The sequence below is a fragment of the Tenacibaculum aiptasiae genome, from assembly GCF_008806755.1.
In the GTDB taxonomy this organism is placed as follows: Bacteria; Bacteroidota; Bacteroidia; order Flavobacteriales; family Flavobacteriaceae; genus Polaribacter; species Polaribacter aiptasiae.
Window position 1 is genome coordinate 483,938 of the sequence record NZ_WAAU01000003.1, and the last position, 17,070, is coordinate 501,007.

A 17,070-nucleotide genomic window follows, 5' to 3' on the forward strand; every position below is an offset into this window, starting at 1 on the left:
AAACGTAGTGCAAAAAGTTATTAATAAAAACAAAAATAAAAATATATGCCACTAGTAACACCGTTATCAGCAGATCATGACTTAGAAACAAAAGAATTAGCTGAGTTTTTTAATGAAACATTAGGGTTTTGTCCTAACTCAGTTTTAACAATGCAGCGTAGACCAGCCATTTCTAAAGCTTTTATCAATTTGAATAAAGCTGTTATGGCTAATGAGGGTAGAGTAACATCTGCTTTAAAAAGAATGATTGCTTGGGTTTCAAGTAATGCTACAGGTTGTAGATATTGTCAGGCTCATGCTATTAGAGCGGCTGAACGTTATGGAGCTGAACAAGAGCAATTAGATAATATTTGGGAGTATAAAACTCACCCTGCATTTTCTGATGCTGAAAGAGCGGCGTTAGATTTTTCTTTAGCAGCATCTATGGTGCCTAACATGGTTGATGAAAAAATAAAGACAGAACTATACAAACATTGGGATGAAGGAGAAATAGTAGAAATGTTAGGTGTAATTTCTTTATTTGGATACCTAAATCGTTGGAATGACTCTATGGGGACTTCTATTGAAGATGGAGCTGTAGAGAGTGGAGAACAATATTTAGGAAAGCATGGTTGGGAAAAAGGAAAACATATTTAACTGATACTTGACTTAATTTTAAAAATTACGTACTTTAGAGCAAAACAAAAGTCTTCTCTCTGGAAAGAGAAGACTTTCTTTTTACTTAAATAGATGTTCCCCCCTGATCACCTAGCATAAGCTTGTTAAACAAATTAATAAGTTTTTATGTTAAGCGTGGTTGTGAATAATGCAAAAGAAAAAATTTCTTTTTGCGGTTTTTAAGAAAAATCTATTGAGTAAAAAGTATGAGTGTAGAAAAAGATAAGCTTTTCAATTTTATAAAAGAAAAGTTGCCAAACAATGTTTTGTTTACTGAAGAGATAGCTGATGTACTTGATATAAGTTATGATGCTGCTTATAGACGAATAAATGGTAAAACATCATTGTCGTTTAAGGAGGCGTTAGAGTTAGCAAGATATTATAAAATTTCATTAAATAAACTATATAATATAAGTAGTACTTTATCTAAAAGTATTATTAAAAATGATTATGTAAACACTTATGAAGGTGTAAATGATTTTTATAAAGATATAGCTTTTTATGTAGCTACTTATGCATCTGATAAGAATTCAAAAGTATATTATACAGCTAAAAATATTCCAATTTATCATATTCCAGTAAATACATTATACAGTAAATTTAGGGTTTATGTGTATCTGAATTTTTTATCAAAAAAAGAAGAAAGTAAAATAGAGCCTTTTAGTAAATTTATTGAAAAGCAATTTTTTACAAATGAATCCAAACGTTTCAGGGAAAAATTTAAAGAAGTTTCTATAACTGATGTTTGGAGTGATACTACAATTAATAGTTGCTTACATACAATATATTACTTTTATAAAACTAAGTTGATAACTCGAACTGAGGCTTTACAATTATGTGATGAAATATTATTGCTTATAGAAAGGATTGAAGATAAAGCCAAGAACAAAACCTGGAATTCTAAAAAAGGTTTAAAATATGAGTTGTACTACAATAAATTGGTAAATATTAATCATGTTTTATTTTTAAAGTCTGAGACTAAAAAAGGCTTGTTAGTGCCTTATACATCTCTTTCTTATATGAGAATTGAGGATAAAATAATTTGTAATGAAGTTGATGAGTATTTTCAAAAACAATTACAATTTTCTCAAAATATATCAGGTAGTGCAGAGGTAGAGAGAAGAATGTTTTTTACATTAATGTATGAGAAGATAGAGCAGTTAAAGCATCAAATAAATTCAAAGGCTATTATGTCATTTATATAAAAAAGCACTTGTAATTTATTACAAGTGCTTTTTTTAGTATTTATTCATTTTTAGTGACTTATTTATTTTTTAATAAGTCTCTAATTTGTGCTAATAATTCTTCTTGAGTTGGGCCTTTAGGAGCAGCAGGAGCTGGTTCTTCTTTTTTCTTTAACTTATTAACGGCTTTAACAATCATAAACATTACAAAGGCAACAATGATAAAGTCAATTAAATTAGTTAGAAATTCACCATAAAGTACAGCTACTTCACCTGTTACTTTTCCAGATTCGTCAGCAACACCATCTTTTATAATGTACTTTAAATCTTTAAAGTCGGCATTAAATAATAGTCCAATAAGAGGAGAAACGATTCCTCCAGTAAAAGAAGCTACTACTTTATTAAAAGCAGCACCCATTACAAAACCTACTGCAATGTCGACTAGGTTCCCTTTCATTGCAAAGTCTTTAAACTCTTTGAGCATTCCCATATTTTTGGTTTTTATAGTTAATTGAGTTGTAAATTAAAAAAAAATTAACTTTTAACCAATCTTTTTACACGCTGAGAAATAGCGGTTAGAATTTCATAAGGGATTGTTTCACAGTTGTGTGCAATATATTCGATGTGTTTTTGATGATTGAAAAGAATAACTTCATCACCTTCCTTACAATCTACGTCAGTAACATCAACCATAATCATATCCATGCAAACATTACCTATAATTGGAACAGGTTGACCATTAATAAAAACATAACCTTTTTTATTACCTAACTTCCTAGATATACCATCGGCATGACCAACAGGAATAGTTGCACTTTGAGTAGGTCTACTAGCAACAAAAGCTCTATTATATCCTACAGTTTCTCCTGGTTGGATTAAGTGTATTTGAGAGATAATTGATTTTAAGGTATGTGTGTTTCTTAATTGACTTGTTTCTTGCTCGTTGTTTCCAAAGCCATATAAACCAATTCCAACACGAACCATATCAAATTGTGCTTGAGGATAATTGATAACACCAGATGTGTTTAGAATATGAATCATAGGTTCGTATCCTAAATGATCATAAAATTGTTTTACGATGTAGGCAAAGTTGTTAATTTGTCCAATAGTGAAATTTTGTTCATTAGGATCTTCACTGGCAGCAAGATGAGAAAAGATAGATTGAACCTTTATATTGTTTGAACTTTTTATCTGTGTAATGATTGTTGGAACATCTGTATGCCAAAAACCTAACCTATTTAAACCAGTATTGAATTTAATATGAATAGGATAGTTCATTAAAGGAGCTTCATCAGATAGTTTAAGAAAAGCATCAAGTATTTTGAAATTATATAAATTAGGCTCTAGTCTATGTTTAACAATTTCTTCTAAGTTTTGAATTTGTGGATGTAAAACTAAAATAGGAGTTTTAATACCAGCTTCACGTAAAATGATACCTTCATTAGAATAAGCAACAGCAAAATAATCTACCTTATCTTGAAGTAATTTAGCTATTTCTGTAGATTCACTTCCGTAACCAAAAGCTTTTACAACGGCTAAAACCTTCGTGTTAGGATTTAGTTTTTGTTTAAAATAAGCGAGGTTATGTTGTAGAGATACAGCGTCTATTTCTAAAACGGTAACATGATTATTCATCAGATAAATTTTCTTTCTTATTATTTTGCTCTCTTATTGCTTTGTAGTAAGCAGCTCTGCTAAGAGGTTCGTATTCTTGAGTTTCTCCTAAGAGAACAAGATCTTCGCTCATAGCTTTTCTGTAGCTATAATGAGCTAAGTTTCCTGTATGAGTACAAACAGCATGCACTTTGGTTACATATTCTGCAGTAGCCATAAGAGCTGGCATAGGTCCAAAAGGTTGTCCTTTAAAATCCATATCTAATCCAGCTACAATAACTCTAATCCCCCTATTTGCTAAATCGTTACAAACTGTAACAATTTCATCGTCAAAAAACTGAGCTTCATCAATCCCAACAACATCTACATCATTTGCTAATAAACGAATGTTAGAAGAAGCAGGAACTGGAGTAGAACGTATTCTATTATAGTTATGAGAAACCACTTCTTCGTCGTCATAGCGAGTGTCAACTGCTGGTTTAAATATCTCTACACGTTGTTTTGCAAACTGTGCACGTTTTAAACGACGAATTAATTCTTCGGTTTTACCTGAAAACATTGAGCCACAAATTACCTCAATCCACCCAAATTGTTCTGTATGATTTACTGTATTTTCAAGAAACATTTTGTAATTTTAAGCTCTAATTATTGATATTTGCATTTCTTTCGAAATAGGGAACAAATTTATTAAAATTTAAGAGTAAATATTAATTTCAAACAACAACTTATGCACAAAAAACTTGCATCCGATTTAACTAGTTTAGCACACAGCATTTTAAAAATGAAAAATAAAGAAGATGTGTTTGCTTTGAAGGAAAAAGCACATGAAGTTTATGAAAAACTTTCTGTTTTAGCTTATGTAGAAGAGTATATAAATAATACTCCAAATCCTACTAAGACAAAAGAAGAGTTGTTGGATGATGTTGTGCAAGCAGAAATAAGAAAAGTTGAAAAACACAATAAAATAGAAGAGCCTTTGGTTGAAGAAGATAGAATTGTGCATCAACTAGAAGAAGATATTGAAGAAGAAGTAGAAAAAGAAGCTGAGGAAATTGCAGATAAAGTAATTGAAGAGATAGCTGATGAGAAAATGAATCTAGAGGTTGTAGAAGAAATCATGGAACAGCCTTTTGATGAATTGGAAGAATTGCTTTTTAATGGTAATGAAGACACAAAGAATGATGTAAAAGATGTTGGTGAGAAAAAGACAACTACGTTAGAGGAAGAGCTAGAAGATACACTCCCAGTTGACGTAATGGCAAACTTATTTGAAAAAGTAGATGTAAAGAAAACACTTAACGATCGTTTGCAAAGTTCAATTCAAATAGGACTTAATGATAGAATAGCTTTTGTGAAACACTTGTTTAATGGAGATCAAGCAGATTTTAATAGAGTGGTTTCTCAGTTGAATACAATGAAAACTGAAAAAGAGGCCAAAAAGTTTGTTGTTAAAATGGTAAAACCTGATTATGATTGGTCTGATAAAGAAGAATACGAAACAAGATTGTTAGAGATTATAGAAAGAAGATTTGCTTAGATGAATTCTGATTTAATAGTTGTACATACGCACTTCCATAAAAGGAGAACTGGAATTACAAGAAGTATAGAAAATGTAATGCCCTACTTAAAGAAAATGAGCGAAACATATCTTTATGGTTATGGTATTGAGGGAAATAAAATAAACACAAAAGAGTTAAAAAAAATATTGTTTTCTGAAAAGACAACAGTTGTTCATTGCCATAGAAATAATGAAGTGTTAAAAATGCTATGGTATCGATTCTTAGGAGCAAAATTTAAATTAGTTTTAACTCGACATGCCGAAACTGACCCTTCAGGTTTAACAAGGTTTTTGCTTAAAAAATCAGACAGTGTTGTTACATTGACAACTTCTATGCATGGTAAGTTAGGAATAAAAAACACTAAAGTGCCTCATGGAGTTGATACAGATAGTTTTGTTCCAAATGAAGAAAAAAAATTAAAAGATGTTTCGCAAAAAAATATAATTCTTTGTGCAGGAAGAGTTAGAAAGGCTAAAGGACAAAAAGTTTTATTAGAAGCCATAGCCCAAGAGTTGAAAACTCACAAAGATTGGGCCGTAGTTATTGTTGGTAAGGTAGATAAGCCTGAGTTCTTAGAGGAGTTGAAAGAAGTAGTTGCAAATGTAGAGGGACAAGTTTATTTTGTAAATGAAACCAAAGAGATAATAACATATTATCAAGCTTCTAAAATAGCTGTAGTTCCTTCGTTTACTGAAGGTTTTTCATTAGTGTGTGCAGAGGCTATGTCTTGTGCCAACACAACAATTGCTACCAAAAATGTAGGTGTGCATTCCGAGTTAATAGAGCATGGGAAATCTGGATATTTATTTGAGTCTGGAAATATAGAAGAGTTAAGAGTTGTGCTAAAAGGTTTAATTAAAAATGAATTAGCATACGTGGGTGAGCAGGCAAGGAAGGAAATTGAAAAGAACTGGAGTGCTAAAAAAGAAGCAAACGGATTGCTAGCAGTATATAACCAATTGTATAGATAAAAGCACAATAGGGGATGTGCTTTTAGCTAAACTTTAAAAGTTAGCATTGGTTTAATGGAACTCTTAGATAAATTTTTAGTAATACTACCATTGAAAATATGTGATAAACCACTTCTTCCATGAGTTGCTAGTGCTATGATATCAGCATTTTTTTCGTTTGAGAAATTTAAAATTCCGTTCTCAACAGAAGAGTCGTTGTATATGTTTATAGAGTAATCTGAAAAATTGTGTCTATCGGCAAATTCTTTTATTTTTTGTCTTGAAAGTTGAGAGTTTTCAAATTTATGTGGTGTGTTGATTTTTAATAAATGAATTTTACTCTTAAAATTACTTGCGAAATCTAAAAACTTCTCAAAAGCATTGTTTTTCTGAGGTTTAAAGCTAGAAGCAAAAACCAAGTTTTTAGGTTTAAATTCTTCTTCGTTTGTTTTAGTAACTAAAACAGGTATTTCAGAGTTTCTTACAACTTTTTCAGTATTAGATCCAATTAACATCTCTTCTAATTCTGTATGCCCTTTGGTTCCCATGGTAATCAAATCAGCATTTATTTTTTTAGAATAATCGCGTATACCTTCGTATGGGTTTTGAAAACGAATAGCATGTTTAATATTTTGAATTTTTGGAAAAAATTGATTTTTATACTTAATCAGTTTGTCGCGTACTTTTCGTATGTATAGCATGCTTTCAGGTATGCTAAAGTTGCTACCACTTCCCATGTCTATTATACCAGTAGGTAATTCAACCATGTGAAGTAAATGGACCTCGCTTTTAGACTTTTTTGCCAAACTGGAAGCTAGCTTTAAAGCATGTTCTGAGGGTATGGAAAAATCAGTGGGTACTAATATTTTTTTCATAATAAAAAATTTAAGGTGGATGTTTTCAATTTACGAAAAACATTTTAAATTAGAAAGTGAAAGACACTTGTGTGTTAATGAATAACTTACTATCTTTGCAGCGAATTTATTAATTAGATGGATGAAGGGGACGAAAGTCCCCTCTTTTTATACCTTAGGATGAATCAAGAAAAAGTAAGAGAGTTATTAGATGAAGCTTTACAGGAAAACGAGTCATTGTACTTGATAGACTTACAGTTTTTAGCTAATAGTAAGATTAAAGTGATAGTAGATGGAGATTCAGGAGTTCAATTAAGTGAATGTGTTCGTATTAGTAGAAAAATAGAACATAATTTAGATAGAGAAGAAGAAGATTTTTCTTTGGAAGTAACTACTCCAGACATTTCTCATCCACTTATGGTAAAACGCCAGTATAGAAAGAATGTTAATAGAATTCTTAAGGTTAAAACAGCAACCGAAGAGTTTGAAGGAACATTAACTGAAGTAACGGATGAAAATATTACGTTACATTGGAAAGCAAGAGAGCCTAAACCAATAGGTAAAGGAAAGCATACGGTAGAGAAAACAGTAACTTTACAGTATGAAGATATTAAAGAAGCAAAAGTGAAGATCATATTTTAATAAGAGGATGAAATGGAAAATATTGCACTAATAGAGTCATTTTCAGAGTTTAAAGACAATAAGAGTATAGACAGGGTAACACTTATGTCTATCTTAGAAGAAGTATTTCGTGCTGCATTAAAACGTAGGTTTGGTTCAGATGAAAACTTTGATATTATTATCAATCCAGATAAAGGAGATTTAGAGATTTGGAGAAACCGTGTGGTTGTAGCAGATGGATTTTCTGAAGATGATAATGAAGAAATTGAACTTAGTGAAGCAAGAAAAATAGAACCAGATTTTGAAATAGGTGAAGATGTATCTGAGGAAGTGAAGTTAATAGATTTAGGTAGACGAGCAATTTTAGCATTACGTCAAAACTTAATTTCTAAAATTCACGAACATGATAGTACTAATATTTTCAAACAGTTCAAGGAGCTAGAAGGAGAAATTTATAGTGCAGAAGTACACCATATTCGTCATAACGCAGTAATCTTATTAGATGATGAAGGAAATGAAATCGTTTTACCAAAAAGCGAGCAAATTCGTTCAGATTTCTTTAGAAAAGGAGATGCAGTTCGTGGAGTAATAAAATCGGTTGAATTAAGAGGTAATAAGCCAGCAATCATATTATCAAGAACTTCTCCAGCTTTCTTAGTAAAATTATTTGAACAAGAAATTCCAGAGGTATTTGATGGGTTAATCACTATTGAAGGAGTAGCAAGAATTCCTGGAGATAAAGCAAAAATTGCAGTAGATTCTTATGATGATAGAATTGATCCAGTTGGAGCTTGTGTTGGAGTTAAAGGATCTCGTATTCACGGTATTGTTCGTGAGTTAGGAAACGAAAATATTGATGTAATAAACTATACAAAAAACGAGCAGTTATTTGTAGCTAGAGCATTAAGTCCAGCAAAAGTAACATCTGTTGATATCAAACCTTTTGAAGAGGAGAAAAATGGTAAGAAAGGACGTGTAAATGTTTTATTAAAACCAGAAGAAGTTTCAAAAGCAATTGGACGTTCAGGAGTTAATATTCGTTTAGCAAGTGAATTGACAGGTTATGAAATTGATGTTCAACGTGAAGGAATAGAAGAAGAAGATGTTGAGTTAACAGAATTTTCAGATGAAATAGAAGCTTGGGTAATAGCTGAGTTTAAGAAAATTGGTTTAGAAACAGCAAAGAGTGTACTTGAAAAAGACGTATCTATGTTAGTGCAAAGAACCGATTTAGAAGAAGAAACAATTGTAGAAGTACAACGAATTTTAAAAGAAGAATTCGAAGACTAAATTAATAATGGAAGTCAGTCTCCAACGAAATTGATAGAAATCAATATAAAATCTGACAAACAGAGAAAAAGAGCATAACTATACCATGTATAAAGTGTGTTTTTTGAATATAAAGTATAAAATAATTTATGGCTGAAGGCAACAAATTAAGACTTAATAAAGTATTAAGAGAATTAAATATTTCTTTAGATAGAGCTGTAGAACACTTGGCTAAAAATGGTCATGAAATAGAAGCACGTCCTACTACTAAAATTTCTGATAAGGAGTATCAAATATTATTTGATGGATTCAAAACAGATAAATCAAAGAAAGTAGCCTCTAAAGAAGTGAGCGAAGAAAAGCGTAAAGAAAAAGAAGCTATTCGTCAGCAGTTAGAAGTAGAGCAAGAGAAGAAAAGATTAGAGGACGAAGCTAAAAAACAAGAAGTTTTAAAAGCCAAAGCTGAAAAATTAGAGCTTAAGACTGTAGGTAAGATTGATGTAAAGACTGGTAAAGCGGTTGAAGCTAAAAAAGAAGAACCTAAGAAGGTTGAAGAACCTAAAGAGGCAAAAGAGGTAAAAAAAGAACCTAAAAAGGAAACTCCTATTCAAGAAGCCCCAAAAGTTGAAAAGCCAGCTGTAAAGGTTGAGGAAAAGAAAGAGGAACCTATAAAGGTTGAAAAACCTAAGATAGTGAAACCTGAAGTAGTAAAAACTGAAGCACCTAAAAAAGTCGAAATAAAAGAGACTCCTAAAAAGGTTGTGGAAACAAAAAAAGAGGAAGTAAAAGCAGAAAAGCCTGTTGAAATTACTCCTGAAAATGCTGAGAAAATTAAAACTCAGTATAAAAAGCTTGATGGTCCTAAAATTACTGGTCAAAAAATTGATTTAAAACAATTTGAAAGACCTAAGAAAAAGAAGCCAGAAGCGAAAACTGACGGAGATAAAAAGAAACGTAAAAGAATTAGCAAGCCAGGTGCACCAGGAGCTGGAAATTCAGCTAAACCAGGACAAAATAAAGGAGGTCAAAACCGAGGTGGAAATCGAGGTGGAAACCGTCAAGGATTTAGAGGTAGAGGTGGACAAAGACCTGTTGTTAAAAAAGAAGAGCCTACAGAAGCAGAAGTACAAAAACAAGTACGTGAAACTTTAGAAAGACTTCAAGGTAAATCTAAAAAAGGTAAGGCTGCTAAATATCGTAGAAATAAAAGAGATGCTCACCGTGAACAATCGGAAGCAGATTTACAAGCAGCACAAGCAGAAAGCAAAATCTTAAAAGTAACAGAATTTGTTACTGTTAGTGAGGTTGCTACAATGATGGATGTTCCGGTTACTAACATTATTTCTTCATGTATGATGTTAGGAATGATGGTAACAATGAATCAGCGTTTAGATGCTGAAACATTATCAATAGTTGCAGAGGAGTTTAATTATACAGTAGAGTTTGTTGGAGCTGAGGTAGAGGAATCTATTGAAGAAGTAGAAGACAAACCGGAAGATTTAGAAACTCGTGCACCTATTATTACGGTAATGGGACACGTAGATCACGGTAAAACTTCATTATTAGATTACATTCGTAAAGCAAATGTAATTGAAGGAGAATCTGGAGGAATTACACAACATATTGGTGCTTACGCAGTAAATGTAGGAGATCAAAAAATAGCATTTTTAGATACACCAGGTCACGAGGCCTTTACAGCAATGCGTGCTCGTGGAGCTCAAGTAACCGATTTAGTAATTATCGTAGTAGCTGCCGATGATGATGTAATGCCGCAAACAAAAGAGGCAATATCTCACGCACAAGCTGCAGGGGTTCCAATCATTTTTGCAATCAATAAGATTGATAAGCCAAATGCAAATCCTGATAATATTAAAACACAACTTTCTTCTATGAACTTATTAGTAGAAGATTGGGGAGGTAATATTCAATCTCAAGAAATATCTGCTAAAACAGGTCAAGGAGTTGATGAATTACTAGAAAAAGTATTATTAGAAGCAGAGGTGTTAGAATTAAAAGCTAACCCTAACAAGAATGCATCTGGAGCTGTAGTAGAAGCATTATTAGATAAAGGAAGAGGATATGTATCAACAATATTAGTACAAGCAGGTACCTTAAAAATTGGTGATTATATCTTAGCAGGTAAACATAGTGGTAAAGTAAGAGCTATGTTTGATGATAAAGGAAATAAAGTTAAAGAGGCAGGTCCATCTACACCAGTATCAATCTTAGGATTAGATGGAGCACCACAAGCAGGTGATAAGTTCAAGGTATTTGAAGATGAGCGTGAAGCTAAACAAATAGCAGCAAAACGTTCTCAATTACAAAGAGAGCAATCTGTAAGAACTCAGAAAACTTTAACGTTAGCAGAAATTGGTCGTCGTATAGCATTAGGAGACTTTAAAGAATTAAATATTATCTTAAAAGGAGATGTAGATGGATCGGTAGAAGCCTTAACAGATTCATTCCAAAAATTATCTACAGAAGAAATTCAAGTTAATATCTTACATAAAGGAGTTGGAGCAATTACTGAGTCTGACGTATTATTAGCAACAGCGTCTGATGCAATCATTGTAGGATTTAACGTTCGTCCACAAGGTAATGCACGTTTAGTAGCAGATAGAGAAGAAGTTGATATTAGAACTTACTCAATTATCTATGATGCAATTAACGATCTGAAAGACGCAATGGAAGGAATGTTGTCGCCAGAAATGAAAGAAGAAGTTCTTGGTAATGTTGAGATTAGAGAAGTTTATAAGATTTCTAAAGTTGGTAACATTGCAGGATGTATGGTAATGAATGGTAAGATAACAAGAGACTCTAAGGTTCGTATTATTAGAGAAGGAATTGTAGTTCATGATGGTGTGTTAACTTCATTAAAACGTTTTAAAGATGACGTAAAAGAAGTTAAGAAAGGATATGATTGTGGTCTTCAAATTAAAGGATACAACGATATTAAAGAAGGCGATACTATAGAAGCTTATACTGAAATTGCAGTAAGAAAAAAGCTTAAATAATATTTACTTATTTAATTGAATATAAAAAAGGCATCTCATATGAGATGCCTTTTTTATATTTATGAAATTTTAAACTTGATAAATGAAATATCTGAAAGTAATAACATTGTTCTTTGTTATGGTAATTACTAATTGTTCTGCTCAAAAATTTAATAAAATAATTTATAAAGTGCATACTAGAGGAACTGCTATTGAAATAAGAGTTAAAGAAAATACAATTAGGTATCAAAAGAATGGAAAAGAACTAGAATTTAAGCTTTCTGAAGAAGAAGTAGGGAGATTAGAAGAGTTGATAAAGAAAATTAATTTAAATGATATAGAAGGGCTAAAATCACCAACCAATAGAAGATATAGTGATGGAGCTTTGATAGCAAGCTTTGTAATAGAAGCTGAAGAGAAAAAGTATACATCTTCAACATTTGATGCAGGAAATCCGCCAATGGAATTAAAAAAACTAGAAGGTTTGTTATATAGTTTTATTAAAATAAATGAATAAAAAAACCGAGCATTAGCTCGGTTTTTTTATTTCAGTGGGTAAAAGAATATATTATTTTCTTGTCCAGTTAGCTCCCCAAGTAGCATAGTCTGTACCTGTAGAAGCAGCATTTTCAGTTAAGAAATCAGCCATTGTAAAGCTAACTCCTGTATCGTTTTTCATTTTAGTAGTAACATCATCAAATTTAACGTCATTTGCTTTTAAATCACCAGAAGTTACACCAGCACCAGTTGGGTTGTCAGTAGCATCACCATCTAAGTCAAATCCTTCAGCAAAACCAACTAATAAAACGTTAGTAAAAATCCCTTGAGTACCAGCTCTTAAACGAATAGCTTCATTGGCAGTACCTGAACCTAATCCTTCAATAGTTAAATTGTTTACAGTAGGTTTAGAAAAATATTTAGGACTAGATAAGTTTCCTATATCAGTATTATAACCATCAGCTTCAATTCCTTTATCGTGATCAACACCGTGTTTTACATAAGCATTAGTAATAGTTCCAGTATATCCTTCAGTCCAGTCGATAGAATCATCTTGAGCATTTACAACAGAAACATAATCTACGTTTACAGTTCCACCAAAGAATTCTACTCCATCATCTTTTCCTTCAAACATTTGGATGTATTCTATTTTTGTTTTGTTACCTACACCGTAGAAAGAAAATCCATTGTTTTCAGATTGACCATCAGCCTTACCTCCAGAGTACTCAACTCTTACGTAACTTAAAATACCTGAGTTGTCATCGGCAACGTTACCTCCATAAGGTAAACTTGCAATCTCAGAAGTAGAAGTTGCAGTTCCTCCAGCTACTGAATTGATTGGAGCTTTTCCTAATAAAATTAATCCTCCCCAATCACCAGCGTTTGGTGTATTTGCATTAGAAGTAAAAATAATTGGTTGACTAGAAGTTCCTTCAGCCATAATTTTAGCACCTTGAGCAATTGCTAAGTATACATCAGCACCAGTAGCAGCGGCTTTTACAACAGTACCAGCTGGTATTGTTAAAGTAGTACCATTTTCAAAAATTGTTGGTCCAGTGATAAGGTAAGACTTTGAAGAATCTAAAGTTAAATCAGCAGTGTAATTTCCTTTAAGTTCAACTGTTTCGCCAGTTGTAGGAGTTCCACCACCATTGTTGTTAGTTGTGCTATTATCATTTATAATGATGTCAGCTGTACCGTCATCTCCACATGAAGTAAATAAAGTAGCAGCTAAAGCTAATCCTAATAAAAAATTATTTTTCATTGTTTTTAAAGTTTAAGATATGTTGTGTTTTGTTAAAATTTGTATTTAAGACCTAAGCTAATATTTGTTCCTCTTTTGTATTCTGAAAGAACTACGTTACCTATAGAAGTATTTTCTCTAATTCTTTTAATTGATGGGTCTAGTAAATTCTTCGCACTTAAGTTTACTTCCCATTGTTTACCAATTTTATTTTTCCAAATAAAATCTAATGTTGGTATTCCTTTTTCTATAATATTTCCTAAAGCACCAGCTCCTAAGGCATCGATCCTGTCAGAGAAGTAAGAAAAAACTAAAGAAGTAATAGGTTTATAGTTTTTAAAGTTTACTGGACTATAGTTAATATTAGCATTAATTAATATAGGAGAAGCTCCTTGAAGCTCGTCGCTATCTCTATTAAATGTTGTGCTGTAACGAGAAACTCCTGTAATATTTTGTTTTAAATCTTGCTTAGTATGCATGTAAGTAAAGTTGAATCCAGCAGAGATTAATGTTTCATCATCTTCATTTTTAATTAAATTTTTACGCGCTTCTAACTCTACTCCTAAAACTGTTGCTTTATCTCCAGTTCTAAAATAACGTTGGTTACCAGCAGCACTATTTGCTATTACTAAGTTTACCGGATCATTAATTTGCTTTCCAAAAGCAGCTACAGATAACAACTCATCTTTAGAAATAAACCACTCATACTTTAAATCAAGATTGAAAATTTTTGAAAAAGAAGGATCGTCTAATAAATCTGGATTACCTCCAATTCTTTGTCCAATACCTTCATAAATAAATGGAGCTACCTCTTTAAATTCAGGAACAGATACTGTTTGGCTAAAGTTAAAACGTAAGTTTTGATCTTCGTTTAATGAATATTTAAGGTTTAAACTTGGTAAGAAGAATGTTTCTGAAGCATTTCTAAAACCAGGATCACTTGGGTTAATGTTTATTACATTATATTTTATATCCTGAGCAAACGATTCAACTCTAATTCCTGGCACGATTACCCATTTATCACCTGCTTTTATTTCAGCTGATACATAACCTGCGTGTATACTTAATTTACCGTTATATGTGTTTTCATTTACACCTGGTAAACTAGCAATATTACTGTTTTCATAACCAGGTATTTTTCTAAATACATCTAATCTGAAAATTTTACCAGTCTGGCTTTTTAATATTTGAGCATTATTAATATTAAATATTGCATCAAAATTATTAACATCAGTTATTTCGTATTGCTTATTTAAAATATCGTAACCATATCTGATATTTTCAAAGTCTCTTTCTTTAATCCTTCCGTTATAACCGAAGTTTAAAGCTACTTTTTCAGATGCTTGGTAAGTTAAGTTTACTCTACTGTTTAATTCCTCATCAATAATTTTTTGAAAATAACGCTGATTGTCAAATGAGTTGTTTGTAAAGAATACAGGATTTGTACTTGGATCATTATCTAATGAATAATGAAAGTTTTCTAAACTAATTCTTTTTCTGTCAGGTTCGTGAGCGAAAACATTGTTATAACCAATACCCCATGTTAGTTTTAGTTTATTGTCTTCAAATCTATGATCACCAGTTATTTGATTTACAAAAACTAAATCTTGGTTATATTGAACGTTCATTTGATAGAAACCTTTATCAGTATCTCTTAAAGCATCTCTATTTTGCCCTAAACCTTTGAATCCGTAATAACCAACTTCATCTCCTGAATTGTTTAAGAATAGTGATGTGTATTTCAATTTATGCTCGCTATTAATTCTGTATAATGCACTTAACATAGCAGTTGTAGAAGTGCTGTATGCATATTCTTTAGCGTTAGGAAAACGCTTTTTAAATACATTGGTATAGTCAACTAAAGGTCCTTCTCTATATTCGAAAGCTCTACTAAAAGAAGCTGTACCAAAAAGACTTAATCTAGAACCGTCTTCAAAATCGAAAGATTTACCAGCATTGATTCCAATAGAACTGTTAATAGGGCTACCTGCACTTACTGGGTCAACACCATGAGAAAGCACTACAGCATATGGGTTGTGCTTAAATCTATTGTAGTAACCAAAGTATCCAGTTCCTTCACTTTTTTGGAAATCTTCACCCATAGCTCTAGAGTTAACACCAGAACCAAGGTTAACTTCTACAAAACCATTTCCTTTATATTCTTTTGAAGAAATATCAATATTACCAGCAGCAAAATCTCCATAAAAATTAGAAGAATATGCTTTACTAATAGATACATTTTGAATAATGTCTGATGGAAATAAATTTAAATCGATGTTTTTCTTAGCAATATTATTTGATGGTAATGAAAGACCATTCATAGTAGTGTTTAAATAACGATCACCTAAACCACGAACATATACATTGCTTGAACCTTCTTGTTTTGAAACACCAGATATTTTAGATACAGCCCCCGCAGCATCTGAAATTCCTTTTGATGACAATTCTTCCGCACCAATACTCTCTTTAATAACTACAGCTTTCTTCTGGTCAAGTAATAAAGCACTTGCCTTATCTTTACTTGTAGTAGCTTTAATTTCTACTTCATCTAAAGTTACTCCTTCGTTAGCTCCTAGCTCTTGATTTATAATTAAAGTTTCTCCAGCTTTAACTACAATAGCTTTTTCAATTGTTTGATAACCAATAAAACTAAATACGATAGTTTGATTTCCAACAGGAACATTTAAGGTATATTTACCATCCATGTCTGTGGTACCACCAATAGTAGTTCCTTTTATAAAAACATTAGCAAAAGGTAATGCTTCTCCATTCATCTCTTTATCTGTAAGGGTACCAGATACAGTTCCTTTGCTTTGTGAAAATGCAAAATTGCAAAGGCTTAAAAGAGTAATAAATATTAATTTTTTCATTATAATTACTTGAGTTCTTTAAATACCCTGCAAATGTGAAACTAGATTGTAAAGCTAATGTTACATGTAAATTATGCTTGTTTTATTAGAATGTTTCTTAAATGTTAACAGAATACCGTAATGTTATGAAGACATTAATTTTATATTACTAAAAAAGGAAAGCTCATTTTTAAGCTTTCCTTTTTTTACAATTTTAGTATTTTATATGTGAATTATGTGTTTTTGAACATCAATTCTATGCTCGGTTAAAGAGTTGTTTTAGGTTTTAAAACTTTCAACATTTTCTTAGGAGATAAATATTCGAAATGACGTTGTGTAACTTTAAATGTTTTGTTTAAAATTATTGTTGCAGGTAATGAAAAAGACCTGTTTTTTCTAGAAGCCAATAATAATGGAATTTGATGTATTGGTTTTCTATTCTTTCCAATTTCATTATTAATATATTCTTTTCCTTCAAATTCTATAGTCTTCTCTGTTTCAGCATCCATTTTAACAGCATAATATTCTGAGTTTAGAACAGAAATTACTTTAGGGTCTTTAAAAGCAACTTTATTCATTTTTTTACAATAAACACACCAATCAGTATAAAATGAGATAAATACTTTTTTAGGTTTTACTGCTAAAGAATCGTCTAATTGCTCAAAAGAAATCCAATTCACTTTTTGTTTTTGCGCGATGGTACTAACGACAAAACATCCAAAGAAAAAAAGAAATAATATGTTGTTTTTTAATGTTTTCAAAAGTTCTTGCTATATGTT

General features: G+C 31.5%; 15 protein-coding genes. 8 read left to right on the forward strand and 7 right to left on the reverse strand.

Annotation, left to right across the window (positions count from 1 at the left end):
• Positions 1 to 45 precede the first annotated feature (45 nt).
• Positions 46 to 636 carry a carboxymuconolactone decarboxylase family protein gene (locus F7018_RS02235; RefSeq protein WP_150898345.1) on the forward strand — a complete coding sequence of 197 codons (591 nt, stop codon included), beginning with the start codon at positions 46 to 48 and terminating at the stop codon, positions 634 to 636.
• A 227-nt stretch (positions 637 to 863) separates the two neighbouring features.
• On the forward strand, positions 864 to 1,862 hold the full coding sequence (locus F7018_RS02240; RefSeq protein WP_150898346.1) for a helix-turn-helix domain-containing protein: 999 nt from the start codon (positions 864 to 866) through the stop codon (positions 1,860 to 1,862).
• 58 nt (positions 1,863 to 1,920) lie between these two features.
• On the opposite strand, the gene mscL is transcribed toward F7018_RS02240, so the two are convergent.
• The 3 genes from mscL to F7018_RS02255 are packed head-to-tail and all read right to left on the reverse strand — an operon-like array spanning position 1,921 to position 4,080.
• A complete protein-coding gene (gene mscL / locus F7018_RS02245; protein WP_150898347.1) occupies positions 1,921 to 2,331 on the reverse strand; it encodes a large-conductance mechanosensitive channel protein MscL in 411 nt (136 codons plus the stop codon).
• Positions 2,332 to 2,375: 44 nt separating this feature from the next.
• Entirely contained in the window at positions 2,376 to 3,476 is a 1,101-nt protein-coding gene (alr, locus tag F7018_RS02250; RefSeq protein WP_150898348.1) for an alanine racemase, read from the reverse strand.
• Complete coding sequence (locus F7018_RS02255; RefSeq protein WP_150898349.1) at positions 3,469 to 4,080, reverse strand: thymidine kinase; 612 nt, start codon at positions 4,078 to 4,080, stop codon at positions 3,469 to 3,471. The genes alr and F7018_RS02255 overlap by 8 nt, the downstream gene beginning before the upstream one ends.
• A 102-nt stretch (positions 4,081 to 4,182) precedes the next feature.
• Between F7018_RS02255 and F7018_RS02260 the strand changes: the two genes are divergently transcribed.
• Positions 4,183 to 4,992 carry a hypothetical protein gene (locus F7018_RS02260; protein ID WP_150898350.1) on the forward strand — a complete coding sequence of 270 codons (810 nt, stop codon included), beginning with the start codon at positions 4,183 to 4,185 and terminating at the stop codon, positions 4,990 to 4,992.
• Entirely contained in the window at positions 4,993 to 5,985 is a 993-nt protein-coding gene (locus F7018_RS02265) for a glycosyltransferase family 4 protein (RefSeq protein WP_150898351.1), read from the forward strand.
• Between the two features lie 26 nt (positions 5,986 to 6,011).
• Here F7018_RS02265 and F7018_RS02270 read toward each other — a convergent pair whose 3' ends face one another.
• A complete protein-coding gene (locus tag F7018_RS02270; protein WP_150898352.1) occupies positions 6,012 to 6,839 on the reverse strand; it encodes a universal stress protein in 828 nt (275 codons plus the stop codon).
• Positions 6,840 to 6,998: 159 nt separating this feature from the next.
• On the opposite strand from F7018_RS02270, the gene rimP reads away from it, so the two are divergent.
• From rimP to F7018_RS02290, 4 genes are all read left to right on the forward strand, one after another.
• A complete protein-coding gene (gene rimP / locus F7018_RS02275) occupies positions 6,999 to 7,460 on the forward strand; it encodes a ribosome assembly cofactor RimP (protein WP_150898353.1) in 462 nt (153 codons plus the stop codon).
• 12 nt (positions 7,461 to 7,472) lie between these two features.
• Positions 7,473 to 8,729, forward strand: coding sequence for a transcription termination factor NusA (nusA, locus tag F7018_RS02280; protein WP_150898354.1), 1,257 nt, complete (start codon positions 7,473 to 7,475; stop codon positions 8,727 to 8,729).
• Positions 8,730 to 8,857: 128 nt separating this feature from the next.
• Entirely contained in the window at positions 8,858 to 11,722 is a 2,865-nt protein-coding gene (gene infB, locus F7018_RS02285; protein ID WP_150898355.1) for a translation initiation factor IF-2, read from the forward strand.
• A gap of 82 nt (positions 11,723 to 11,804) precedes the next feature.
• The gene (locus F7018_RS02290) at positions 11,805 to 12,218 is read left to right on the forward strand and encodes a hypothetical protein (protein WP_150898356.1); all 414 of its coding nucleotides are present in this window, start codon (positions 11,805 to 11,807) and stop codon (positions 12,216 to 12,218) included.
• A gap of 51 nt (positions 12,219 to 12,269) precedes the next feature.
• Here the strand turns inward: F7018_RS02290 and F7018_RS02295 are convergent, their stop codons facing one another.
• The 3 genes from F7018_RS02295 to F7018_RS02305 form a co-directional block, all read right to left on the reverse strand.
• Positions 12,270 to 13,463, reverse strand: coding sequence for a multidrug transporter (locus F7018_RS02295; RefSeq protein WP_150898357.1), 1,194 nt, complete (start codon positions 13,461 to 13,463; stop codon positions 12,270 to 12,272).
• A 32-nt stretch (positions 13,464 to 13,495) separates the two neighbouring features.
• Positions 13,496 to 16,312, reverse strand: a complete 2,817-nt coding sequence (locus F7018_RS02300; protein WP_150898358.1) for a TonB-dependent receptor — start codon at positions 16,310 to 16,312, stop codon at positions 13,496 to 13,498.
• Positions 16,313 to 16,557: 245 nt separating this feature from the next.
• Positions 16,558 to 17,052, reverse strand: a complete 495-nt coding sequence (locus tag F7018_RS02305; protein ID WP_246175026.1) for a thioredoxin family protein — start codon at positions 17,050 to 17,052, stop codon at positions 16,558 to 16,560.
• Between the last annotated feature and the right edge of the window lie 18 nt (positions 17,053 to 17,070).